The organism is Microvirga subterranea (assembly GCF_003350535.1).
GTDB classification, from domain to species: Bacteria; Pseudomonadota; Alphaproteobacteria; order Rhizobiales; family Beijerinckiaceae; genus Microvirga; species Microvirga subterranea.
This window is the reverse complement of record NZ_QQBB01000009.1, coordinates 59,391-83,746: the sequence shown is the minus strand read 5'-3', so window position 1 is coordinate 83,746 and position 24,356 is coordinate 59,391. Positions and strand designations below refer to the sequence as shown.

The following is a 24,356-nucleotide window of genomic DNA, read 5'->3' as shown; positions in this document are numbered from 1 at the left end:
GACATTTTGGGATTGGAGACGTGGCATGGCCGGTCTGAATCTGGTCGGGCTCAGGAAGAGCTTCGGCGCCGTCGACATCATCAAGGGCGTCGACATCGACATCAAGGACGGCAAGTTCGTCGTGTTCGTCGGCCCCTCGGGCTGCGGCAAGTCCACGCTCCTGCGCATGATCGCGGGGCTGGAGGAGATTTCGGGAGGCGAGCTCTACATCGACGACAGGCTCTGCAACGACGTCCAGCCGCGCGAGCGCGGTATTGCGATGGTGTTCCAGTCCTATGCGCTCTATCCGCACATGACGGTGTTCGAGAACATGGGCTTCGGCCTGTCGCTCAACAAGACGCCGAAGGCGGAGCTCGAAGCGCGGGTTCGTGAGGCGGCGCGCATCCTGCAGATGGAGCACCTGCTCGACCGCAAGCCCAGCCAACTCTCCGGCGGCCAGCGCCAGCGCGTGGCGATCGGCCGAGCGATCGTGCGCAAGCCGAGCGTCTTCCTGTTCGACGAGCCGCTCTCGAACCTCGATGCGGCGCTCCGCGTCGACATGCGCATGGAGCTGGCGAAACTCCACCGCGACCTCGGCGCGACGATGATCTACGTCACGCATGATCAGGTCGAGGCGATGACGCTAGCCGATAAGATCGTCGTGCTCGAAGGCGGCGTGGTGCAGCAGATCGGCGCGCCCATCGAGCTCTACAAGAAACCGGTGAACAAGTTCGTCGCCGGCTTCATCGGCTCTCCGAAGATGAACTTCCTGCCTGTGAAGGTGCAGGGCGTCAACGGCGACAGGATCATCGTTGCGGCGGACGCGATCGCTCCCATCCCGGTCAGGGGACGCGGCTTCGCGGTCGGCCAGGAGGCGGTCCTGGGCCTGAGGCCGCATTACCTCGCGCGCACGACGGCGGGAGACGGGGAGGGCAGCATCAGGGGCAAGGTCTCGTTGGTCGAGCGGCTCGGCACGGAAACGATCGTCAGCTTTGAAACGCCCTCGACCGAACGCGTGATCGCCGTCATTCCCAAGGATATCGAGATCGGCTTCGACAGCGCCGTCGAGTTCTCGTTCGATCCGGCGCTCGCCCATGTCTATCCGAAGGGATGAGGTTCGGCGCGCGGCGATTTCGACGTTCCAATGTAGCGCCACATTCCGGCCCAACTGCGCCGATTAGCTCGCCTGTGGATGCCCGTGATCGGGGATCCGCATGAGCAACGGAACCGAGTACGGAATGAAGCTGGAACGAAAGAACCTCACGGCAGCCTACGATGCCGGTGCAACATTGAACCAACTCGAGCGCACGATGCTCGCCTCCATCGCGCTGATGAAGCGCCTCAGAAAGCAGAGCCGGCAACTCGATCGGCGCGAGCCCGGCTCCGGCAGAGAGCAGGCCGCGCAGACTTGAGGAGGGCCTTACCGGCTGCTCCGCCGCCGCTGGCTAGGGGCTGGGCGCCGTGACGCCTTGCCGGACCGCGCCATCTCGCACGCGGCTCGGGCCGTGTCCTCGTCGCAGATGACGACGGAGGCGAGGCCGGCCTTGAGGGCGCCGGCGACCGCCTGGGTCTTGTTCTTTCCGCCTGATGCCAGAACCACCGTCGGAATGCGGGAAAGCTGATCGAGCGGCAGCGCGATGGCGCGCGCGTTCAGCGGATGGTCGATCACATGTCCGTCCGCATCGTAGAACTGCCCGAGGATGTCGCCGACGGCGCCGAGCGCCACCAACTCGTCCGTGGTCACGTCGCGCGGCAGGCCGTAGCGGACCAGAAGCGAACGGAGCGACAGATCGCCGATGCTGAGCACGGCGATGTCGTTGGCGGCGATCCGTTCGAAGGTTTCGCGGAACACGTCCTGCGCCAGGATGATGTCCCGCGACTTGGGGCTACCCGCATAGATCGGCGCCGCCAGATACTGGCACTCCGCATTCAGGCGGTTGGCGAGGCTGCTCGCGGTCTCGAAGGTGTTGAGCTCCAGCCCATGGGTGAGGCCGCCCATCATCGAATTGACGCACAGCTCCGGATAGCGACCCGCACGCATGTTGCGGATGGTCTCGCGTAGGGTCGCGCCCCATCCGATGCCGAGACCCCTGACGCGATTCGTCTCGAGAAGATTCGACAGATACTCGCCCGCCGCCTGCCCGAGCAGAACAGGAACGAGATCCGGATCGTCCGGCGTCGGGACGATGACGGCATCTTTCAGGCCGAACTCCCGGACGAGGCTCTGTTCGAGCTCGACGCAGGTGGCGAACCGGGAGTTGAGCGTGATGCTGACGAGGCCGCTGGTGCGCGCCTCCACGAGCATCCGGTTCACGCGAAGCCGCGTCATCCCGAGCTTTTCCGCGATGTCGGCCTGGGTCATGCCCTCCATGAAGTAGAGCCAGGCGACGCGCGCTTCGAGGGAGTTGTCTGCCGAGTTCATCATGAGACCGAGATTGAGGCGGTGATACGGAGGCTGAAACGAGCGCCCATCATGCGAAGGCCTTGGTCCCGCCGCAACAAGATATCGAGCCTGTCATCGGCAAAATTCCTCCGGTGAGAACGAGGGGCTGCACACCCGATCCCGTTGCCAGTGTCATACAAATGTAATACAAACTATTCAAATGTATCGCTAGTGAGGGGTCGATGACAGATCAGGCGCAGGTTCTCGATGAGGCGGTACGCAAGGCGACGGTGACGCGCCGCGTGTTCGTCGCCCCTGGGGCGCTTGCTGCCCTGCCCGACGCCGTTCGGGAGGTCGGGGGCCGACCGCTGCTCATCGTCGCCGACCCGAACACGATGGAGGCCGCGGGGCGGGATGCGCTCGCCGTTCTCGAGCAGGCGGGTCTGTCGGCTTCCGCGCCGATCATTCTCGAGGCTGCGCCGCGCGCGAAGCCGCATGCCGGCACCGCGCGGGACATCGCGGGCGTGATCAGGGAGCGGGGGGCGCTGCCGGTCGCGGTCGGATCCGGCGTCATCAACGACCTCACGAAATATGCGGCCGAGCTCGCCGGCACGTCCTATATGTGCGTCGCGACCGCCGCCTCCATGGACGGCTACGCCGCCTCGGGCGCCGCCTTGCTCGACGACGGCTTCAAGCGCACCCTCGACTGCGCGCCGCCGGTCGCCGTCGTGGCCGACCTGAACGTGATTGCCCGCGCCCCAGGCCGCATGGCCGGCTGGGGATACGGCGACCTCGCAGGGAAGATCGTCGCCGGCGCCGACTGGAAGCTCGCAGACGCCCTTGGCGAGGAGCCCATCAACCCCGAACCCTTCGCCTTGGTGCAGGACAACGTGCGCGGCTGGCTGTCGCGCCCCGCTGAGATCCAGCGTGGCGATCCCGCCGCTTTCGGCGATCTCGTGAACGGCCTCCTCGTTTCCGGATTCGCCATGCAGGCCCACGGCAATTCGCGGCCGGCGAGCGGCGCCGAACATCTCATCTCTCACGTGTGGGAGATGGAGCGCCTGACCCATGAGGGCGAGCCCGCTGCGCACGGCGCCTGCGTCGGCATCGGAACGGTGGCGATCCTGGCTCTCTACGAGTGGTTCCTGTCCCAGCACATCGACGCGGACGCGGTCGCGCAGTCCAGGAATGCTGCGTCCACGCCCGAACAGGTCGAAGCCCAGATCGCCGCGGCATTTCAGGATCCGCACATCGCCGACAGCGCGCGCACGGAGATGCGCGCAAAGCTGGAGCGGGCGTCGCGCCGGGACGAGCGCCTCGCGACCCTTGCGGCGAACTGGCCCGCTCTGCGCGACGAGCTGCGCCGCTTAACCATTCCGCCGGACGAGATGGAAGGCTGGCTCCGGCAGGCGGGCGCGCCGGCGCATCCCGCCGATCTCGGCGTGCCGCTGGCGAAGCTGGCCCGGGAATACCGACGCGCGCGGCTGATCCGCCGGCGCTACACCATCCTGGATCTGATGGACGATCTCGGATGGTTCGACAGGAGTATCGCTGCCCTCATGGCCGATGACGGCTTTTGGGGGCGGCGTTCGAGAGGGCAGGGGCGGCACGCCGCCACCGTCTGACACCAGGGCAAGGATCAAAGGGAGGGAAGCGTAATGAAAATGACTTCAACGATGCCGCGCGCCGCTGCCGGGGCGCTGGCGCTGATCATGTCGGGTGCCGCGGCCTGGGCCGCGCCCGTCGAGGTGCAGTGGTGGCACGCCATGAACGGCGTCAATGGCGAGCGCGTGGACGAACTGGTCAAGAAGTTCAACGAATCGAACGACCAGTACAAGGTCGTCGCGATCAACAAGGGCAATTACGACGAGGTGATCAACGGCACCATCGCGGCCTACCGCGCCAAGCGCCCTCCCCACATCGTCCAGATCTACGAGCGCGGCTTCATGACGATGCTGCTCTCGGACGCGATCGTCCAGGTGCAGGACCTCATGGACAAGACCGGTCACAAGATCGAGTGGGCCGATTTCATCAAGCCGGTGGCCGGGTTCTACTCCTACAAAGGCAAGCTGGCGGCGATGCCGTTCAACTCGTCGTCGCCGATCCTGTTCTACAACAAGGACCAGTTCCAGAAGGCCGGGTTCGACAAGCCGGCGGAAACCTGGGGCGAGTTCGAGAAGCAGCTCTACGCCATCAAGAAGTCCGGTGCTGCCGAATGCGGGACGGCGCTGGCGACGGACTATCACTGGAGTCTCATCGAAAACTACAGCGCCATCAACGACCAGTCCTACGCCACGAAGGCGAACGGCTATGATGGTCTGGACACGGAGTTCGTCTACAACAAGACGCTCGTGGTGCCCCAGGTGGCTCGCCTGAAGAAATGGCTCGACGACGGCGTGCTGCAGATCGCCGGCCAGGGCTTCAGCCCCGAGCAGCTCTTCACCTCCGGCAAATGTGCCACCTATTTCGCTTCGACCGCGGCGCATAGCGGCATCGAGCGCAACGCCAAGATCGCCTGGAGCGCCACCTTCCTGCCGTGGGAGGAGGGGCGCCAGCCGAAGAACAGCACCATCGGCGGGGCCGCTCTCTGGGTGATCAAGGGCCACAAGCCCGAGGAGGAGCAGGCGATCGCGGCCTTCTTCGACTATCTCGCGAAGCCCGAGACGCAGCTCTGGTGGCACAAGGCGTCGGGATACGTCCCGTTGACCAACAAGGCTTACGAGATGGCGAAGGCGGAGGGCTACTACAAGGAGAGCCCGACCCGCGAGATCGCGGTCCAGCAGCTCAATCGAGGCACGCCGACGGAGAACTCCCTCGGGTTCCACTTCGGCAACTTCACGCAGGCCATGTTTGCACAGCGCGAGGAGGTCGAGGCGCTGTTCGCCGGCAAGAAGGATGCGCAGCAGGCCATGGATGACGCCGTGAAGCGGGGCAACGAGATCCTCCGCCAGTACGAGCGGCTGAACAAGGGCAAGTACTGATTAAAACGAAGCGGCATGGCCGAAGGACGGACCATGCCGCTTCACCTTCTGTCGAGCGGAGATTTGACGTGGTCGCAACCACTCTCGAACCGGGTCTGAAGCACGCCCACTTCCGAACAGCCGGCCTTCCGGCCATGCTGCTCCTGCCGCAGCTCCTTATCCTCCTCCTGTTCTTCTTCATTCCGTCGATCCGGGCGCTGATGCAGGCCTTCCTGCTGGCGGATCCCTTCGGCGCGACGGTCCACTTCGTCTGGTTCGACAATTTCACCGCGCTCTTCGCGAGCGAGAGCTATCGCAACTCCATCTGGGTGACGATCTGGTTCACGCTGGCCCAGAACGTGGTGACGATCGTCGTCGCGCTCGTCCTGGCTTTCGCGACCGACCGTGTGGTGCGCTTCCAGTCCGCCTACAAGGGCGTGATCCTCCTGCCCTATGCGATCGCGCCGGTCATCGCGGGCGTCATATGGGCGTTCCTGTTCAATCCGGCCGTCGGGCCGATCGCCTTCTGCATCAAGTCGTTCGGCATCGCATGGGATCCGAACCTCAACGGCTGGGACGCCATGCTCCTCGTCGTGCTCGCAGCCTCCTGGAAGCATATCTGCTACGACTACATCTTCCTCGTCGCCGGCCTGCTGGCGGTTCCGAAGTCTTTGATGGAAGCGGCGGCCGTCGATGGCGCGGGACCGGTCAAGCGCTTCTTCCAAATCGCGCTGCCGCTCCTCGGGCCGACGCTCTTCTTCCTCACGACCATGAACTTCGTCTACGGGTTCTTCGAGACCTTCGCCATCATCGACGCGGTCACCCGCGGCGGCCCGGCGGGAGCCACGAACATCCTGGTCTACAAGGTCTACCAGGACGGCTTCATCAATCTCGATCTCGGATCCTCGGCGGCCCAGTCGGTGCTGCTGATGACCTTCGCGCTTCTCCTGACCCTGCTGCAGTTCAAGTATGTTGAGCGCAAGGTCAATTACAGTATCTGACCATGGTTGAACGTTCCCCCATCCTCACGACGATCTGCCACCTGCTCCTCATCGGCGGCATCGTGCTGGTCTGCATGCCGCTCTACTTCGCCTTTATCGCCGGTTCGCTGACGATGGAGCAGGTGCAGCAGGTGCCGATGCCGTGGCTGCCCGGCGGCCACTTCATCGAGAACCTGGCGACGGCGTGGAGCAAAGTCGATTTCGGGCAGCTGCTCGTGAACTCCTTCATCGTGGCAATCGGCATCACGGTCGGAAAGGTCGCGATTTCTCTCCTGTCCGCCTTCGCCATCACGTATTTCCGGTTCCGGTTCCGCATCCTGGCATTCTGGCTGATCTTCATGTCGCTGATGCTGCCGGTGGAGGTGCGGATCGTGCCGACCTACGAGGCGGTCGCGAACGCGGCGCTGCCGATCCAGTGGCTGATCGACCTCCTCAACCTCCAGGGGCTTTGGGAGTGGATCTCCGGCGACCGGATCGAGATCTCGCTCGAGTGGAACATGCTGAACACCTATCAGGGACTGATCCTGCCGCTGATCGCCTCGGCCTCCGCCACGTTCCTGTTCCGGCAGTTCTTCCTCACCGTTCCCGACGAACTGCTCGAGGCGGCGCGCCTCGACGGCGCTTCCGCCATGCGCTTCTTCTGGACGATTCTCCTGCCGCTCTCGCGCTCCAACATCATTGCGCTGTCGATCATCCTGTTCCTTTACGGATGGAACCAGTATCTCTGGCCGCTCCTCTTCACGACCGACAAGGACATGGCCACCGCCGTGATCGGGGTGAAGCACCTCATTCCCCGCTCGGATACGGAGCCGGCGTGGAACGTAGCGATGAGCGGTGCACTCCTGGCGATGCTCCCGCCGGTCGTGGTGGTCCTCGTCATGCAGCGCTGGTTCGTCCGCGGCCTCGTCGACAGCAGCAAGTAAGGCACTCTCCCCATGGTCATGATCATCGGTCACCGCGGCGCGCGGAATCTCTGGCCCGAGAACAGCCTGGACGGCTTTCGCCGGCTCGTCGCTTTGGGCGTCGAAGGCGTCGAGTTCGACGTGCACCTGACGGCGGACGGCCAACTCGCCGTCATCCACGATCCGACGCTCGAACGGACCACGACGGGCTCGGGCCCGGTCGGCGCGCGGACATTGGCGGAACTCCAGGCGACACCCCTGCGCGACAGCCAGGAGGGCATCCCCAGCCTCAATCAGGTTCTGCAGGTGCTCCGCGACAGTACGATGGAGCTCCACATCGAGCTGAAGACCGATGCGGTCGGCACCGCCTACCGGGGCATGGAGGCTGAGGTGCTGAAGGCCGTCCGCCGGCATGGGCTCGAAGCGAGATCGATCCTGACATGCTTCATGCTGGAGGTGCTCGAGACCGTGCGGTCCCTTGATGCATCGATCCCCGTGCTCGCATCGGTTGACCGGCGCTCGGTCGAGATGCTGGGTGGCCTCGACCGAGCGATCGATCGCCTCAAAGCTATTCCCGGCCTCTACGTGGCGGTCGAGAAGGCGTTGCTGGTCCATACCCTGGATCGGTTCGCCGAGGCCTTCGGGACCGACCGGATCGGCGCCTGGGTGCCGAACGACGAGGCCGATCTTCGTTACTGGCTGAGCCAGCCGGTCCGGCAGATCACGACCGACCGACCCGACCTCGCGGTGCAGGCAAGGGCCGCGCTCTGATCATGCAGGCGGTCGGCCTGTCAGCCCGGCCGCCGTGAAGCCGCCGTCGACACTGAGCGTCTGCCCGGTGATGAAGCCCGAAGCCGTCCGGTCGAGAAGGAAGATCGCCGCGCTTGCGATGTCCGACGGGTGCCCGTAGCGGCGCTGCGGCACAGTGGCCATCCACTCGGCCCGGACCTGCTCCGTGTGCACCTCGCGCACGAGCGGCGTCTCGATGGGGCCTGGCGCGATGGCGTTGACCCTGATGCCGAGAGGCGCGAGCTCGACGGCCATCACCTGCGTCATGGTGATTACGCCGCCCTTCGAGGCGCCATAGGCGACCCGGCCGATGTTGCCGCGGATGCCGGAGACCGACGCGATGTTGACGATGGCTCCGTGGCCACGTTCGCGCATGCGCTTGGCGGCTTCGCGCGAGACGATGAAGCTGCCGATGAGGTTGACGTCGAGGATGCGGCGAAAGAGATCGGCGCTGGTTTCGAGCGCGGGCAGGTCGCGGGCGATGCCGGCGGAGTTCACCACCCCCGTGATCGGCCCATCCTCGGCCTCCAGACGCGTGAAGGCGTCGACCACCGCGGCCTCGTCGGCGATGTCGAGCCGTTCGAACCGGGTGCGGTCGGACAAGACCGCCAACGCTTCCCGGCTCCGGTCGAGGCTCTGCTCCTCGCGGTCGACGATCACCGCGCGCCATCCCTTCGCGAGAACCGCCTCGGCGATCGCAAACCCGATGCCCGAGGCTCCACCGGTGACGAGGATCGTTTCCTGCATGGGCATCTCCTGTTCCTGAAAGGCGCTCCGGGCCGTTATGCTTCCACCTTGCTATGCGGGAGGCTTGTTCTCGGATGAAAGGCAGTTCTGCGCCTCGAGCTGCTCGCGGATCGTCTTCTTCGTGATCTTGCCGTAGGCGGATTTCGGCAGGGCATCCCAGAAGATCACGCGCTTCGGCATCTTGTAGCGGGCGATCTTGCCGTCGAGCCATGCGAGCAGGGCCTGCTCGTCGAGCGCGGCCTCCGGGCGCAGGGCGCAGACCGCGATGCCGACCTCGCCCCAGGTCCTGTCGGGAACGCCGAGCACCGCGACCTCCGCGACCGCCTCATGGGTGAGGATCTTCTCCTCGATCTCGCGGGGATAGACGTTGGAGCCGCCGGAGATGTACATGTCGGATGCCCGGCCGGTGATGTAGACGAAGCCTTCCTCGTCCATATGACCGAGATCGCCGGTGCGGAACCAGCCGTCGCGAAAGGCCTTCTGGTTGGCCTCCGGATTGTCGTAGTAGCCGGCGAACACCGCCGGGCCGCAGACGCAAATCTCGCCCGTCACGCCCGCCGGCACTTCGCGGCCCTGGTCGTCCTGGATCGAGACCTGCATGCCGGTGCGCTCGTAGCCGCAGGTGCCGATCTTCACGTCCGGCCCGTCCTCCGGCTCATGGAGATCGGGCGGGAGAACGGTGATGTTGCCCGTGACCTCTCCCAGGCCGAAATACTGCACCAGCACCTTGCCGAGTTTCTTCAGCGCATGCTTCTGGTCCTCCCGGTACATGGGCGCGCCGGCATAGATGACGTAGCGCAGGGAGGAGTGGTCGTGCGCATCGACGGACGGGTGCTCGGTCAGCATCTTCACGATGGTCGGCACGGTGAAGAGGTTTGTGATGCGCCAGCGCTCCACCAGCCGCCACGCCTCGTCGATGTCGAAGCGGTCGCCGGAGAGCAGCACCGTCTTGGCGGCCCGGGCCACCTGCACCAGTTGGTGGACGCCGGCGCCATGCGACAGGGGCGCCACCACGAGCGACGCGTCCCTGTGCGTGGTGCCCGGCATCAGGTCGCAGAGGTGGTTCGTGATCACGAAGGCCATCTGGCCGTGGGTCAGCACGGCGGCCTTCGGCCGTCCCGTGGTCCCCGACGTGAAGAAGAACCAGCACGGATCGTCGTGATCCACGGCCGCGGTCGGAGTCGACTTCCCGGCGAAGGCTTCGGCCAGAGTGTCGTAGTCCTCGCCGAAATCGGAGCGGCCGATCGAGATGACGAAGCCGATGGCCGGAAGGGCGCCCGTCACGACCCTGGCGTGATCCGGAAAGTCCGCGTGGCAGATCATGACGCATGCGCCGCTGGCTTGTGCCAGATAAGCGACCTCGTCAGGCGTCTGGCGAAAATTCGTCGGCACCCAGACGGCGCCGATCCGGAAGCAGGCGAACATGGACTCGAACATCTGATTGCAGTTCTTCGACTGAACCAGCACGCGATCTCCCTTCCCGATCCCCTTGTCCGCAAGAGCCGCCGCCATGGCGTCGACCCGTCGGTCCAGTTCCGCCCAGGTCCAGCTGCGTTCGCCCCAGACGAAGCCGATCTCCTGCCCGTGCCGCCGCGCGGCCTGCCGCAGGAAGTGGGACAGGTTCATGACCCGCTTCGACACCGGCGTGATGCCGCCGTTCCGATGGGGAGGGATGCTGGTCATGGCGTTCCTTCCAGGGAGTGATGTTCGGACAAGGAAAAGTTCATGGTCAGGCGCTCCCGGAGAGGAAGACCCGGCGCAGCTTGGCATCGACGCGCTCGGCCTCGGCCTTCAGCAGGCGGGCGAGCTCGGGCTGGCGGTCCGGCGTCATCCGGCTGTCGATCGCCGCGAGGCTGAGCGCGCCGGCAACGCGGCCGTCCGGGAACCGCACGGCGACGCCGAGTCCCCACGAGCCGGCGACGATGCGGCCGGGATTGAGGGCGTAGCCCTGTTCGCGCGTCCGGGCGATGTCGTCCCGGATCAGGTCGATGGTGTAGGCAGGATACTGGGCCTCGAGGGCCGGCCGGTTCTCGGCGAGGACATGTTCGATCTCCTCATCCGGAAGCGCCGCCAGCATCGCGAGCGATCCCGCGCCGATCCCGAGAGGGTGCTGGTTGCCCGCCTGGAGCGCGTGCGTGCGGACCGGATAGGTGCCTTCCTCCCGGTAAAGGCAGACGGCGTAGTTCTCGCGCCGCATGGACACGAAGCTTGTATCCATGGTCAGGCGGGAGAGATTGCGCAGGCTCTCCATCCCGATTTCGAGCAATCCGTGCCGACGCGAGGCCAGCGTGCCGAGCACATAGGTCTTCTCGCCGAGATAGTAGCGCCTCGTGCGTTCGTCCTGCTCGACCAGCCCCGCGCGCATCAAGGCCAGGAGGAGGCGGCGTGCGGTCGGCTTGTTGAGGCCGCTCTGCTCGACGATCGCGCCGAGTGTTGCACCGAGCTCGTTCCCGCGCCCGACCAGCGTCAGCAGGCGCAGGGCGCGATCCACGCTCTGCGAGCCTGACAGGTCCTCGGCCAGATGGTGAGCATCGTCCATATCGACGGCCTGCAGCAGGTCCATATTGTGGAATTTGAAGCAACGTCAAAAAGCGTAAGTTGCTTCTCCGAATATTGCAATGACCCTTCAACCGTGTATCTTTTCCGCCGGTTCGCTTAAAAACAGAGATCCATAAGGTGGACCGATCAGGCGACATAGTCGCCGATGACGAATGAAACGGGAGAAGCGCCATGGACTCCGGAGCTGCCGGATTCTCACCTTGCGCCGCGCGCCATGCAGGGCGGAACGCCGCCCGCACGGCCAGGTAGCGCCAGCCGCTTCGCACCATAACCAGGAGGGAGGACGACCATGATCATTTCACGCCGGACCATTCTGCAGGGCGCGGCCTCAGCGGCGCTCGTCACCGGATTCGGGGCACGGGCGCAATCGGCCGAGTTCACGTACAAATACGCCAACAACCTGCCGGTCAGCCATCCAATGAACCTGCGCGCCAAGGAGGCGGCTGACCGGATCAAGCAGGAGACGAACGGCCGGGTCGAGATCCAGATCTTCCCGAACAACCAGCTCGGCTCCGACACGGACATGCTGAGCCAGGTCCGGTCCGGCGGCGTGGAGTTCTTCACCCTGTCGCCCCTGATCCTGTCCACGCTCGTGCCGAATGCCTCGATCAGCGGCATCGGCTTCGCGTTCCCGAACTACGACGCGGTTTGGAAGGCCATGGACGGCGATCTCGGCGCCTATGTGCGCGGGCAGATCACCAAGGCCAACCTCGTGGTGATGGACAAGATCTGGGACAACGGGTTCCGGCAGATCACCAGCTCGAACAAGCCGATCCAGACGCCGGAGGACCTCAAGGGCTTCAAGATCCGCGTGCCGGTCAGCCCGCTCTGGACCTCGATGTTCACGGCCTTCGGCTCCTCGCCGGCGAGCATCAACTTCGCAGAGGTCTACACCGCCCTCCAGACCAAGATCGTCGACGGGCAGGAGAACCCGCTCGCGATCATCTCGACCGCAAAGCTCTTCGAGGTGCAGAAATACTGCTCCATGACCAACCACATGTGGGACGGGTTCTGGTTCCTGGCGAACCGCCGCGCCTGGGAGCGCCTGCCGGAGGATCTCCGCGCCATCGTGGCCAAGCACCTCAACGAGGCGGCCGTGTCGGAGCGCGCCGACGTCGCGAAGCTGAACGCGAGCGTCAAGGACGATCTCGTGTCCAAGGGTATGGCCTTCAACGATCCGGAAGCCGGCCCCTTCCGCGAGGCGCTGCGCAAGGCGGGCTTCTACGCGGAATGGAAGAAGAAGTACGGCGACGAGGCCTGGGCGATCCTGGAGAAGTCCGTCGGCAGCAGCCTGAGCTGATCCGCGCGACACCCGAGCGCCGGCGGATCCGCCGGCGCTCGCCTTTTCAAGCCTTCTGTCCGGGAGACGGCACGTGGCCGATCGTCTGAAGGGTAAGACCGCCATCGTCTTCGGCGCGGGATCCTCGGGTCCCGGCTGGGGCAACGGCAAGGCCGCGGCCGTCGCCTACGCCCGCGAAGGCGCTCGGGTCGCGTGTGTCGATCTCGTGGCGGCAGCGGCTGAGGAGACTGCCACCATCATCGCCGGCGAGGGTGGCACCGCCATCGCGACGGCTGCGGACGTCACCGATCTCTGGTCCATCGAGGATGCGGTGGCCTCGACGATCGCTGCCTTCGGCCGCATCGACATCCTGCACAACAATGTAGGCGTGACCCATATGGGCGGCCCGGTCGAGCTGACGGAAGATCAGTTCTCTGCGGCGATCGACCTGAATCTCGGGCCCATCTACCGCACCGCGAAGGCCGTCCTTCCGCACATGATCGACCGGGGCGGCGGCGCCATCGTCAACATCTCGTCCATCGCGGCGATCCGGTGGACCGGCTATCCGTACTTTGCCTATTCGGCCACGAAGGCGGCGGTGAACCAGGCCACAGTGGCGCTGGCGATGCAATATGCGCGCCAGGGCATCCGGGCCAATTGCATCATGCCCGGACTGATGGACACGCCGCTGATCTACAAGCAGATCTCCGGCCAGTACGCCTCCGTCGAGGACATGGTGGCCGCGCGCAATGCCGCCGTTCCGGTCGGTCGAATGGGGACGGCATGGGATATCGCCAATGCGGCCGTGTTCCTGGCCTCCGACGAGGCCCAGTTCATCACTGGCGTCTGCCTGCCTGTCGATGGCGGGCAGAGCTGCGCCATGTCGGAATTTCGCTGACGCGCAGAGAGGAGAACGGAATGGCGTTTGCGACCGCGAGCGACGGCGTGAGGCTTTTCTATGAAGCCGTGGGGCAGGGCTCGCCCATTGTGTTCGTCCACGAGTTCGGCGGCAACCACTGGAGCTGGGAGCCGCAGGTCGGCTATTTCTCCCGCCGCCATCGATGCATCGTCTATTCGGCGCGGGGCTATCCGCCGTCGGACATCCCTCAGCGCGTGGATCAGTACTCGCAGACGCGCGCGGCCGACGACATCGTCGACGTGATGAATGCGGCCGGCATCGAGCGGGCCCATGTGGTGGGGCTTTCGATGGGGGCGTTCGCATGCCTTCACGCCGCACTCCGCCATCCGGAACGTATCCTCTCGGCTGTGGTCGCGGGAGCGGGCTACGGCTCGGAGAAAGACCAGCAGGAGTATTTCCGCCGCAATTCCGAACAGGTCGCGAAAGGCTTCGAGGAGCAGGGCGCCCGCGCCTTCGCGCCGATCTATGGTGAGAGCGCATCGCGGGTTCAGTTCCAGGAGAAGGATCCGCGCGGCTGGCAGCTCTTCGTGGAGCGGATGGCGCAGCATTCCGATCTCGGCGCCGCCAATACGATGCGCGGCGTGCAGATGCGCCGGCCGTCGCTCTACGATCTCGAAGCGGAGCTTGCCGCCCTCCAGGTTCCCCTGCTGGTCGTGGCAGGGGACGAGGACGATCATTCGATCCAGCCGAGCGTCTTTTTGAAGCGGACCGTTCCACGCTCGGGCCTCACCATTTTTCCCAAAACCGGCCATACGCTCAACCTCGAAGAGCCGGCCCTGTTCAATCGCCTTGTGGCCGAGTTCATCGCGCAGGTGGAAGCAGGACGCTGGGGTGCGCGCGATCCGCGGGCGGACCCGACGCAGATCATGCGCGCGAGGTAGCATTGCAGGGGACGGTTCGGACGGAGGAGCGACCATGAGGCAGATCCAGCATCCGGGTCCTGTTGCCTTGCAAAGATCGGCGGCCGTGGCGGGATCGCCCGTTCCGCTCCGCTTCAGGATGGATCCTGGCTTGAGTGTGGACGCGGCGGTCGCCAAGGGCTTCGCCGATGCGGGCTGCGCCGGCGGCATCGTGTTCTTCCAGGGCGGACGGTTCGAACCGTTCCGATATGTGATGCCGGCCGCATCCGCCGATCCGCGCTACGCCGCCTGGTACAGCGAGACATACGAGCCGGAAGGACCCGTGACGATCGTGCGTGCCGCCGCCATCGTGGGCGTGCGGGACGGTGGGCCCTTTCTCCACTGCCACGGCATATGGGATACGGCGGAGGGGCACCGCGCGGGGCACATGCTCGCGCCGATGACGAGTGTCGCGCAAGCCGCCGAGGTCTCCGGGATCGGCTTTCGGAGCGCGACCTTTCAGGCGATGCCGGATTCGGAAACAAACTTCACCCTCTTCGAGCCGGTGCAGAAAGCCGGAGTCGGCGACGGGGCCCTGCTGGCGAAGGTTCGTCCGAACGAGGACATCACCCTCGCGGTCGAGGAGATCTGCTCGCGCCATGGCATCACATCGGCGAGGGTTCACGGAATCGGCAGCCTCAACGGCGTACGCTTCGTGGATGGAACCGAGGTTCCGTCATACGCGACGGAGGTCCTGATCCGTCAAGGGAGCGTCAGGACCGTCGATGGGCGGCCGCAGGCGCGGCTCGACATCGATGTCGTCGATATGGACGGCGGGATCTTTTCGGGAGAGCTGGTGCGCGGCGACAACCCGGTCTGCGTCACGTTCGAGCTGGTGATCGAAGCCGTCGCGGACTGACGGCGGCCGGCTTGCTCCGCTGGCGGTCCGGACCGGCGTGAGCCGGCCCGGAGGCAGGTCGATCAGAGGTAGGCCGTCGACAGGGCCGGGACCATCGCGATGATCAGCAGCCCGATGAAGAGCGCGCCGATATAGGGCCAGATCGCCCCCATGGCCTCGTCCGGCGAGACGTTGCCGATCTTGCAGGCGATGTAGAAGCCGACGCCGATGGGCGGCGCCATCAGTCCGACGTTCATCGCCGTCACGACCACCATCGAGTAGTGGATGTCGTTGATGCCGAGGTTCTTGGCGATCGGGAACATGATCGGCGCCATGAGGACGATGGCCGGCAGGCCCTCGAGCACGCAGCCGAGCACCATGAAGACCGCGATGGTGACAAGCATGTAGGTGACCCAGCCGCCCGGAAGCCCGGTGACGAGGGATGCCATCTTGAACGCGAAGCCGGTCTGCGTCAGCGCCCAGGCCATGGCCGAGGCCGTGCCCAGGATGATCAGGATCGCCCCGCTCAGGGCAGCCGTCTCCACGAGCATCTCGTAGATCTTGCCGGGACGGATGCCGCCATAGAGCACCATGCCGATGATCATGGCGTAGAGCACCGCGATGGTGGAGACCTCCGTGGCGGTGGCCATGCCGCCGCCGACCGCGCTGCGGATGATGAAGGGGAGCACGAGGGCAGGGGCTGCGACGACCAGCGCCTTGCCGACCGCGCGCATCGGCGCCCGGCGGATTCCGTCCATCACCTCGCCGCGCGCCTTCCAGCGAGCCAGGATGGCGAGCGTCAGGAGCAGCACCATGGCGATGACGAAGCCGGAGGTGAACAGGCCCGCGATCGACACGCCCGCAACGGATCCCAGAACGATGAGAACGATGGAAGGCGGCACCGTGTCTGCCATGGCGGCCCCGGTGGCGAGCAGCGCGATCATCTCCTTCGGCTTGTGACCGCGGCGCTTCATCTCCGGGAAGAGGGCTGGGGCAACCGTTGCCATATCGGAGACCTTGGAGCCCGAGATGCCTGAGACGAGGAACAGCGAGCCGAGCAGCACATAGGACATGCCGGCCTTCACGTGCCCGAGGAGCGAGGCGAGGAACTCGACGATGGCCTTGCCCATGCCGGTTGCGTCGAGAATGCAGCCGAGCAGCACGAAGATCGGAACGGACAGGAGGATGAGGCTCGACATGCCTTCGTCCATGCGCCCGATCAGCACCATGGTCGGAACGGAGCTCGTGAAGGTCAGGAACGCGAGGGCGCCGAGGCCGAAGCAGAACGCGATCGGCACGCCGATGGCGAGGAAGAACGCGACGAAGATGACGAGGAAGATCAGGATGTTCAGGTGGCCCAGGGCCGGGAGGGACGGGGAGAGGAGCCAGAGAATGCCTGCCGCCAGGGCGATGACGCCTGCGGCGGCCCCGATCTGCGCCATATTGGAAGACCGGAACGCCTCGCGCAGCGCGAGAAGCGTCATCATGGCGATTCCGACGGGAAGCGCGGCGACGCGCCAGCTCATCGGGATGTTGAGCGCCGCGGAGGTGATGTAGGATTCCTCGATCGCGTAATCGACGGCCGGCCACAGCATGCCGATGAGAAACACGGCCACGAGCAGCGGCCCCAGGGCGCCGAAGAAGCCGCGCATCCGCTCCGGCATCATCTGCAGGAAAAGCGTGAGCCTGAGATGCTCGTTGCGGTCGATGGCGATGACCGCACCCAGCATGGCGAGCCAGAGGAAGCACATGGAGGCCGCCTCGTCGACCCACACGACGGGCAGCGAGAACACATAGCGGGACGTGACGCCCATCAGCAGCAGGCCGATGATGATCACGAGGAGCGTGGACGCGATGACCTCGATCGGACGCAGGAAAGGCGAGCCGCTCCGCAGTCCGGTCGGAAGATCCTCGATCTCATCCAGGTGTAATGTCTCTGTCGCCATTGTCATTCCTTCCTCCCGTCCCTTTTCGTCATCGATAGCATGGCCGATTCCCGATTTCTTCTTCTCTTCGGCCCGGCCGGCCCGTCCTTATTGTCGCGACTGCACGAGCGTCACGGCAGGTTCTCCCTGAAGATCACCTCGATCCGCATCGGATCCGCGAAGCCGTCGTCGCGCCTGCCCTCGCGCAGGTCCCTGAGCAGGGATGCGCACTTGATGACAGTGTCCTGGGCGCTCTGCGTGATCACGGCGTCCATCGTGCCGTCGAGCAGAAACTCGCGCGTGTCGCTCGTCAAGCCATGACCGACAAAAACGACGTCCTGATCGCGCCGCGCATCTTTGAGCGCCCGCCCGACGCCGGAGGCGCCGCCACCGATGTTGTAGATCCCGTCGAGGTCCGGATGGTGGCTCAGGAGAGTGCGCATCTGGCGGTAGTTGAGCGCCTCGTCGTCGTGCCCTTCGCGCAGGCCGACCACCTCGATGTCGGGATAGAGCTCCTGCAGGATGTCGAGGAAGCCCATCTCGCGTTCGCCATGGGCGCGGTAGCTGAGGCTTCCGGCGATCATGGCGACCTTGGCGGGGCGCCTGTGGATGAAGCGCGCCAGGAGATAGCCGGCCATCCGCCCGGCGGCGCGGTTGTCGAGACCGAAATAGGCGGTCCGCGCGGGGCTCGCCACGTCCGAGATCAGCGTCATCACGGGTTTACCGCTCGCGGCAATGCGGTTCACGGCCTCGCGCACCACCGGATGCTCGATGCCCATGAAAGCGACCGCATCCGCCGTCTTAGCGTGACGATGGAGCGCCTTGGCGAGGAGATCGGGATTGAAGCTGCTGATGTATTCGACCGTTGGCTTGATGGAGAAACGCTCGAGCTGCGGCGCCATCTCGGCGATCATGCGGCCGAGCATGGTGATGTAGCGGTTGTTGCCCTGGGGGAGGATGAAGGAGACCGGCGAGAGTGGCCGCAAATCGCGGGCACGCTCGTCGCTCTCGTCCACATAACCGAGCTCGGCCGCTGCCTTCATGACCCGCTTGATCGTCGCGGCCTTCACGCCGGACCGGCCGTTCAGGACCCGGTCGACCGTTGCGGTGGAGACATCCGCCACGCGAGCGATGTCGACGATGGTGATGCGTCTGCTCATCGGGATGTCTTCGGCAAGATCGCTCATCTTATTCCATCAAAAACCATCAAAAAATCGATTTGACTACATCATTGATATGATCGAATTTCGATTTCGCAAAGAGAAAAACGTCGTCCAAGGAGGAAAACCGGTATGACGCTCAGCAGAAGGTCGCTTCTCAAGGGCATCGGCGCCGCGCCGGCTGCCGTCACGCTCTTCTCCATTCCCCGCTATGCTAAAGCGGCAGAGATCAGCCTGCGTTACGGCAACAACCTGCCGCTCTCCCATCCCTTGAACATCCGCGCGAAAGAGGCCGCCGACCGGATCGCGAAGGAGACCAACGGTCGCGTCGAGATGCTGATCTTTCCGGCGAACCAGCTCGGCGGCGACACCGATATGCTCTCACAGGTGCGCAACGGCGCACTGACCTTCTTCACGCCCTCCGCCCTCGTGATCGCGACCCTCGTGCCGGTGGCGGCGATCAACGCCGTGGGCTTTGCGTTCAAGGACTATAATCAGGTCTGGGCCGCAATGGACGGGCCGGTCGGCGCGTTCGTCCGCAAGGCCATCGCGGACTCGCGTCTCCATGCGCTCGAGACCATGTGGGACAACGGCTTCCGCCAGATGACCACGAGCGGCGCGCCGATCGAGAGCGCGGCTTCGATGAAGGGGCTGAAGATCCGCGTGCCGGTGAGCCCGATCAGCATCTCCATGTTCGCGGGCCTCGGCGCCGCGCCGGCGAGCCTTCAGTTCAGCGAGGTCTACACCGCGCTCCAGACGAAGGTCGTCGATGCGCAGGAGAATCCGCTGCCGATCATCCAGGTGGCGAAGCTCTACGAGGTGCAGTCCTCCTGCGCGCTCAGCAACCACATCTGGGACGGCTACTGGTTCATCGCCAACGGCCGCCAATGGGCCGGCATGCCGGCGGACGTGCAGGAGATCGTCTCCCGCGCGATCAACGAGGCCGGGCTGAAGCAGCGCGAGGACATCAAGGCGCTCAACGAAGGCATCCAGGCCGATCTACAGAGCAAGGGCCTCAAGTTCAACCAGTGCGACACGGAGAGCTTCCGAGCCAAGCTGCGCGACGCGGGCTTCTACAAGGAGTGGAAGCAGAAGTTCGGCCCGGAGGCCTGGGGCCATCTGGAGAGCATCGTCGGCACCCTCGCGTGACGCAGTCATAGACCCGGAGCCTGATGCTCCGGGTCTCACCTTTCTCCGACGCGGCGCGAACCGCCGCGCATGTCATTCAACCGTGAAGGTCAAACATGAGCCGTTTCCTCGGTGAAATCAGGCAGGCTGGTTACGTGGTCGACGACATCGAGGCCGCGATGGACTACTGGACGCGCGTGCTCGGCGTCGGCCCGTTCTTCTACAAGGAGCGCGTACCGATCGAGAACTACACCTATCGCGGCGAGTCCTACGAGCCGCACAACTCGGTTGCGCTCGCCAATTCCGGGCCGCTCCAGATCGAACTCATCCAGACCCGCAACGATGCGCCGTCCATGTACCGCGACTTCAAGGCGGCCGGTCATCGCGGATTGCAGCACGTGGCCTACTGGACCGAGACATATGACGACGATCTTGAGCGCCTGACGGGCCTCGGCTTCAAGCCCGTCATGAGCGGCGAGGTCGGCGAGCGCGGGCGCTTCGTCTATTTCGACACCGAGTACCATCCGGGCACCGTGATCGAGCTGTCGGAGGTCGCCGGACCCAAGGGCACGATGTTCCGCCTGATCAAGGAGGCATCCGAGGGCTGGGACGGGCGCGATCCCGTCAGGCCGTTCCCGGATCTCTCGCGGCTTTGAGCATCGCCATGTCGAATCAGCATTACGAGGCGACCTATCTCGTCGAGACGCCGCTGCCCCTCGCGAAGGTTGCGGAGGTCATTGCGGGCGAGCAATCCTGCGGAACCTTCACCCGTGTCGAGGGCGAGACGGACGAGCTGCGCGCCCGTGCGCGCGCCACGGTCGTGTCGGTTCGCGACCTCGGCGAGGTCGAGCAGCCGTCCATGCGCAGCGCGTGGCTCGACCGGAAAGGCGTGCGGGAACGCTCCCGTCGCGGCGAGATCGTTGTGCGCTTTCCCATCGCCAATGTCGGCATGAACCTTCCGACCCTTGCGGCGACCGTCGCCGGCAATCTCTTCGACCTTGGAGAGGTCACGGGTCTGCGCCTGGAATCCGTCAGGCTGCCCGGCTCCTATCGGCGGCTCTATGCGATGCCCCGGCAGGGCATCGTGGGAACGCGTCGGCTGACCGGGCGCAGCGATGGCCCGCTCGTCGGCTCCATCATCAAGCCGAATGTGGGCCTGTCGTCTGCGGAGACGGCGGCACTCGTCGGGCGCCTGTGCGAAGCGGGACTCGACTTCATCAAGGACGACGAGATTGCAGCCGACTCGGTTCATGCTCCATTGGCGGAACGCATTCCGGCCGTGATGGCGGCGGTCCGCCGGCACCGGGACCGCACGGGCAAGAACGTGATGGTCGCCTTCAACATCACGGCCGAGACCGACGCCATGCGGCACCACGCCGATCTCATCGCCCGCGAGGAGGGGACCTGCGCGATGGTGAGCCTGAACTGGTGCGGGTTCTCGGCCGTCGAGACCCTGCGCCGAAGCACGGACCTTGCCCTGCACGGCCACCGCAACGGCTACGGGGCACTCTCGCGCCATCCCGCGCTCGGCATCGGCTTTCTGGCCTATCAGACGCTCTGGCGCCTCGCCGGCGTCGACCACCTGCACGTGCACGGTCTGGGCGGAAAGTTCGCGCAGGAGGACGCCGAGGTAGTGGCGAGCGCGAAGGATTGCATCACGGCGCTCTGCGACGAGGACGATCGGGTGATGCCGGCCTTCTCGTCCGGGCAGTGGGCCGGTACCGTAGAGCAGACCTACCGGGCCGTAGCAACGACCGATCTTCTCTTCATGGCCGGCGGCGGCATCATGGCCCATCCCGGCGGACCCGCCGAGGGTGTCGCAAGCATCCGCGAGGCGTGGCAGGCCGTCGAGGCGGGCGAGAGCATCGCCGATGCGCGACGCCGCAGCCCGGCCCTCGAGCAGTCCTATGCGTTCTTCGGCAATGGCTGACATTCGGGAGACGAGAGTGGCGCCGTCCTATGGATGGTATGGGGACGACTTCACCGGCGCGACCGATACGCTGGCGACGCTGGCGCGGAGGGGACAGCGTGCCTTTCTCTTCCTCGGCGTTCCCGACTCCCGTCACCTAGCCGAGGCGGGTGATCTCGATGCAGTCGGCATAGCCGGCGCCGCGCGGACCATGGGTCCAGCAGGGATGCGCGCGGAGCTCGAACCGGTGGGAGCGTTCTTCCGCACAATCGGCGTCCGGATCCTCCATTACAAGTGCTGCTCGACCTTCGACAGCGCGCCGGAGCGCGGCAACATCGCCACCGCGATCGCGGTCCTGCGGAACCATGTGGAGCACCCGACCGTCGCGGTCATCGGCGGACAGCCCTCGCTTGGACGCTACTGCGCGTTCTCCACGCTCTTTGCGGCCTTCGGCGAGGGTGGAGAGATCTTCAGGCTCGACCGGCACCCGACCATGAGCCGCCACCCGGCGACGCCGATGACGGAGGCGGATCTGCGCAGGCACCTTGCGTTCCTCGGCCTTCCGGACGTCGCCGCGATCCACTCGCCTCTTCTCATTCAGAGTGCGGACAGGGTTCATGCGCAATGGGAGCGCGCCTCCGACGGTTCTTCTGCAATCCTGTTCGATGCGCTGGAGGACAGCCATCTCGAAGCGATCGGTCGCGTTCTCCGCACGGTCAGCCGGCAGCGCTCTCTTCTCGTCGTGGGTGCAAGCAGCGTTGCGCAGGCCGCTTTCGAGGAGACCTATGCGACCGGGGCGCAGCCGGCGGCCGAAGCGGGGCCCGTGCTCGCCTTCGTCGGCAGTCTCTCGCCGACGACCCGCCGGCAGGTCGCGGCGGCGCGATCCTATCATCAGATCCCGGTCAGCCCTGAAGAACTGATCTCCGACGGGGCATACGAACGTGTTGCCGACATGGCGGCCAGGATGCTTGCGGAGGGGCGCAACGTCATGGTTTCGACAGCCCCGGAGAACGGGGAGGCGCCCTCGGCCGCCGTCGCAGATCTGGCTGATCGCAGCGCTGTTCTCGTGGACCGGATCCTCGATCGTCATCCGGTGCGGCGCCTGGCCGTTGCCGGCGGCGACACGTCGAGCAGGATCGTCGGCGCCCTCGGCTTCTGGGGGCTCGGGTATGAAAGCCAGGTCGGGAACGGCGTGGCCGTCAGCACGGCCCGCAGCGACGTTGCATCTCGGGACAGGATGCGTGTGCTGCTGAAGGGCGGGCAGATGGGGCAGGAGGACCTGTTCGAGCGATTTCTGACCAGGTGAGTGGCAGCGCGGCGCCCGTGCAGCGGGCCCCGCGGCTCCACAAGGGAAGCAAGCCGCACGCTTCGTTCCTTGCGATCGGGCGTGGCGGCACCCATGTGCAGCTGTGATGCACGATATCGTCCGATTGCCCGACATGCTTCGCCCGCCGGTCCCGCTCCGGGCCGACGGAAGCCTGCGGCAGGTCGGAATCGAGATCGAGTTCCTGGGCCTGAGCGCCAGATCCTCGGCCGATGTGCTGGCGCGCGGGCTCGGCGGGTCGATCGCCATGGAGGATCCTCATGCGTTCAGGATTCTCGGGACAGCCCTCGGCGACATCGCCGTCGAGACCGATCTGCGCCATGTGCATCCCGGCCGCGACTCTCGCGTCGGGGTGTCGCTGAACCGGCACGTGGCGGCATGGCTCGGCCGGCTTCTGTCCCCGTTCGTTCCGCGGGAGCTCATTACCGCTCCGTTGCCGATCGCGCGACTTCCGGAGGTGGACGGGATCGTCTCCCTGCTGCGGACGGCCGGTGCCCGGGACAAGGGTGCGGCGTTCTACGATTCGCTCGGCCTCCATTTCAACATCGATCCGCCGAGTCTCGACCCCGCAACGGTGACGGCCTTCCTCAAGGCGTTTCTGCTCGTCGAGGACAGGCTCCGCCGCGAGGTCACGGGAGGCCGCAGGCATTTGGCCCGCGTCCTGCCGCCGGACTATCCGCAGGCTTACAGGCAATGCGTCCTTGCTCCGGATTATTGGCCCGATCAGGCGACATTGATCGCCGATTATCTTGCGGCCAACCCGACGCGAAACCGGGGTCTCGACCTGCTGCCGCTCTTCGCATACCTGAACGAGGAGCAGGTCCGATCGGCGCTTCCGCACGAGAAGATCGGCCCGCGGCCGGCGTTGCATTACCGCCTTCCGCAAGCCCATGTCAGCGACCCGGGCTGGAGCATCCTGCCCGACTGGGAGCGCTGGCTCTTCATCGAGCGCCTCGCTGCAACTCCCGATGAACTGCATGGCCAGGGTAGCGGCGGCGCCTTGCCGATGGACCTGAGGGTGTGATCCGCAGTCGAAATGCGGGCGAAAATTAACCGTCTGTTAAGCATGACGAGGTGACCATGCGTCACATGGCGCGGTTCAGGGGATCCAAACCTCACCCCCCCCCAGCAGATCCAGTTTGTTTGTGGCATCTCGCTGGTCAGGGTCCGGATCGAAGACTGGCCGCCCAGTCGTAACAAGCACATTCAATCTGATTTCGATCGGGCCCGCGGCGCTTCCCGCCCGCCTGAACGGGAGGGACGTTCTTGACCATCCTCGACCCCATCACCGGGCATCTTGTTGAGATCGGTTCTCCGGTTGAGCCACCCCAGGAACCGCAACGGCGCGGAGCTGCGAAATGAGGTATGTCGTCGCCGTCGCCGCTGCCGTCGCGGCCTATCTCATGGCGGGCATTCCATGGGACTTCGTGGGGACGATGCTGGACGAGGCCGTCTCGCACCTGTCGGGTTTCCTGAACGCCTTCAGCTTCCGCCATGCGGTCGGCGGCTCCATCATAGGAGCCGTCATCGCGGCCGGGCTCCTGCATTGGCGCAGGAAGGCCAATGCAGCGAAGTGGCGTCGGACACTGGCGCGGCGCGCCCGCGCGTAGAGAGGCACACATCGAGCACTCGCCGTTCCCGGCGATGCGGATTGC

23 protein-coding genes are annotated in these 24,356 nt (G+C 65.4%); 17 read left to right on the top strand and 6 right to left on the bottom strand.

Features of this window, described 5'->3' with window-relative positions; genetic code table 11:
• Positions 1-25 precede the first annotated feature (25 nt).
• A complete protein-coding gene (locus tag DES45_RS20210; protein ID WP_114771955.1) occupies positions 26-1,093 on the top strand; it encodes an ABC transporter ATP-binding protein in 1,068 nt (355 codons plus the stop codon).
• A 100-nt stretch (positions 1,094-1,193) separates the two neighbouring features.
• Positions 1,194-1,391 carry a hypothetical protein gene (locus tag DES45_RS20205; protein WP_114771954.1) on the top strand — a complete coding sequence of 66 codons (198 nt, stop codon included), beginning with the start codon at positions 1,194-1,196 and terminating at the stop codon, positions 1,389-1,391.
• Between the two features lie 8 nt (positions 1,392-1,399).
• Here DES45_RS20205 and DES45_RS20200 read toward each other — a convergent pair whose 3' ends face one another.
• A complete protein-coding gene (locus DES45_RS20200; RefSeq protein WP_114771952.1) occupies positions 1,400-2,404 on the bottom strand; it encodes a sugar-binding transcriptional regulator in 1,005 nt (334 codons plus the stop codon).
• Positions 2,405-2,604: 200 nt separating this feature from the next.
• On the opposite strand from DES45_RS20200, the gene DES45_RS20195 reads away from it, so the two are divergent.
• From DES45_RS20195 to DES45_RS20175, 5 genes are all read left to right on the top strand, one after another.
• The gene (locus DES45_RS20195) at positions 2,605-3,987 is read left to right on the top strand and encodes a sn-glycerol-1-phosphate dehydrogenase (RefSeq protein WP_114771950.1); all 1,383 of its coding nucleotides are present in this window, start codon (positions 2,605-2,607) and stop codon (positions 3,985-3,987) included.
• A 33-nt stretch (positions 3,988-4,020) separates the two neighbouring features.
• The gene (locus tag DES45_RS20190) at positions 4,021-5,343 is read left to right on the top strand and encodes an extracellular solute-binding protein (RefSeq protein WP_114771948.1); all 1,323 of its coding nucleotides are present in this window, start codon (positions 4,021-4,023) and stop codon (positions 5,341-5,343) included.
• Between the two features lie 68 nt (positions 5,344-5,411).
• Positions 5,412-6,323, top strand: a complete 912-nt coding sequence (locus tag DES45_RS20185) for an ABC transporter permease subunit (protein WP_114771946.1) — start codon at positions 5,412-5,414, stop codon at positions 6,321-6,323.
• A gap of 2 nt (positions 6,324-6,325) precedes the next feature.
• The gene (locus DES45_RS20180; protein WP_114771944.1) at positions 6,326-7,246 is read left to right on the top strand and encodes an ABC transporter permease subunit; all 921 of its coding nucleotides are present in this window, start codon (positions 6,326-6,328) and stop codon (positions 7,244-7,246) included.
• Positions 7,247-7,258: 12 nt separating this feature from the next.
• The gene (locus tag DES45_RS20175; RefSeq protein WP_114771942.1) at positions 7,259-7,996 is read left to right on the top strand and encodes a glycerophosphodiester phosphodiesterase family protein; all 738 of its coding nucleotides are present in this window, start codon (positions 7,259-7,261) and stop codon (positions 7,994-7,996) included.
• Here DES45_RS20175 and DES45_RS20170 read toward each other — a convergent pair whose 3' ends face one another.
• The 3 genes from DES45_RS20170 to DES45_RS20160 are packed head-to-tail and all read right to left on the bottom strand — an operon-like array spanning position 7,997 to position 11,300.
• Entirely contained in the window at positions 7,997-8,767 is a 771-nt protein-coding gene (locus DES45_RS20170; RefSeq protein WP_114771940.1) for an SDR family NAD(P)-dependent oxidoreductase, read from the bottom strand.
• Between the two features lie 45 nt (positions 8,768-8,812).
• Entirely contained in the window at positions 8,813-10,444 is a 1,632-nt protein-coding gene (locus DES45_RS20165; RefSeq protein WP_114771938.1) for an acyl-CoA synthetase, read from the bottom strand.
• 46 nt (positions 10,445-10,490) lie between these two features.
• Positions 10,491-11,300, bottom strand: a complete 810-nt coding sequence (locus DES45_RS20160; protein WP_114772053.1) for an IclR family transcriptional regulator — start codon at positions 11,298-11,300, stop codon at positions 10,491-10,493.
• Between the two features lie 309 nt (positions 11,301-11,609).
• Between DES45_RS20160 and DES45_RS20155 the strand changes: the two genes are divergently transcribed.
• The 4 genes from DES45_RS20155 (at position 11,610) to DES45_RS20140 (ending at position 15,276) form a co-directional block, all read left to right on the top strand.
• The gene (locus DES45_RS20155) at positions 11,610-12,620 is read left to right on the top strand and encodes a TRAP transporter substrate-binding protein (protein ID WP_114771936.1); all 1,011 of its coding nucleotides are present in this window, start codon (positions 11,610-11,612) and stop codon (positions 12,618-12,620) included.
• Between the two features lie 73 nt (positions 12,621-12,693).
• A complete protein-coding gene (locus tag DES45_RS20150) occupies positions 12,694-13,497 on the top strand; it encodes an SDR family NAD(P)-dependent oxidoreductase (protein ID WP_114771934.1) in 804 nt (267 codons plus the stop codon).
• A 20-nt stretch (positions 13,498-13,517) separates the two neighbouring features.
• Positions 13,518-14,399, top strand: coding sequence for an alpha/beta fold hydrolase (locus tag DES45_RS20145; RefSeq protein WP_114771932.1), 882 nt, complete (start codon positions 13,518-13,520; stop codon positions 14,397-14,399).
• 136 nt (positions 14,400-14,535) lie between these two features.
• Positions 14,536-15,276 carry a PCC domain-containing protein gene (locus DES45_RS20140; protein WP_245571811.1) on the top strand — a complete coding sequence of 247 codons (741 nt, stop codon included), beginning with the start codon at positions 14,536-14,538 and terminating at the stop codon, positions 15,274-15,276.
• 62 nt (positions 15,277-15,338) lie between these two features.
• Here DES45_RS20140 and DES45_RS20135 read toward each other — a convergent pair whose 3' ends face one another.
• Together DES45_RS20135 and DES45_RS20130 are read right to left on the bottom strand one after the other, a co-directional pair.
• Positions 15,339-17,207, bottom strand: coding sequence for a TRAP transporter large permease (locus tag DES45_RS20135; RefSeq protein WP_114771928.1), 1,869 nt, complete (start codon positions 17,205-17,207; stop codon positions 15,339-15,341).
• 104 nt (positions 17,208-17,311) lie between these two features.
• Entirely contained in the window at positions 17,312-18,340 is a 1,029-nt protein-coding gene (locus DES45_RS20130; RefSeq protein ID WP_245571805.1) for a LacI family DNA-binding transcriptional regulator, read from the bottom strand.
• Positions 18,341-18,472: 132 nt separating this feature from the next.
• Between DES45_RS20130 and DES45_RS20125 the strand changes: the two genes are divergently transcribed.
• From DES45_RS20125 to DES45_RS20100, 6 genes are all read left to right on the top strand, one after another.
• Positions 18,473-19,489: a TRAP transporter substrate-binding protein gene (locus DES45_RS20125; RefSeq protein WP_114771924.1), complete on the top strand. Its 1,017-nt coding sequence runs from the start codon at positions 18,473-18,475 to the stop codon at positions 19,487-19,489.
• 95 nt (positions 19,490-19,584) lie between these two features.
• Positions 19,585-20,124, top strand: coding sequence for a VOC family protein (locus tag DES45_RS20120; RefSeq protein WP_114771922.1), 540 nt, complete (start codon positions 19,585-19,587; stop codon positions 20,122-20,124).
• A gap of 8 nt (positions 20,125-20,132) precedes the next feature.
• The gene (locus tag DES45_RS20115) at positions 20,133-21,398 is read left to right on the top strand and encodes a ribulose-bisphosphate carboxylase large subunit family protein (protein ID WP_114771920.1); all 1,266 of its coding nucleotides are present in this window, start codon (positions 20,133-20,135) and stop codon (positions 21,396-21,398) included.
• Between the two features lie 16 nt (positions 21,399-21,414).
• The gene (locus DES45_RS20110; protein WP_210210242.1) at positions 21,415-22,683 is read left to right on the top strand and encodes a four-carbon acid sugar kinase family protein; all 1,269 of its coding nucleotides are present in this window, start codon (positions 21,415-21,417) and stop codon (positions 22,681-22,683) included.
• A 106-nt stretch (positions 22,684-22,789) separates the two neighbouring features.
• Complete coding sequence (locus tag DES45_RS20105; RefSeq protein WP_245571804.1) at positions 22,790-23,725, top strand: amidoligase family protein; 936 nt, start codon at positions 22,790-22,792, stop codon at positions 23,723-23,725.
• A 334-nt stretch (positions 23,726-24,059) separates the two neighbouring features.
• The gene (locus DES45_RS20100; protein WP_114771914.1) at positions 24,060-24,311 is read left to right on the top strand and encodes a hypothetical protein; all 252 of its coding nucleotides are present in this window, start codon (positions 24,060-24,062) and stop codon (positions 24,309-24,311) included.
• Positions 24,312-24,356: the final 45 nt, after the last annotated feature.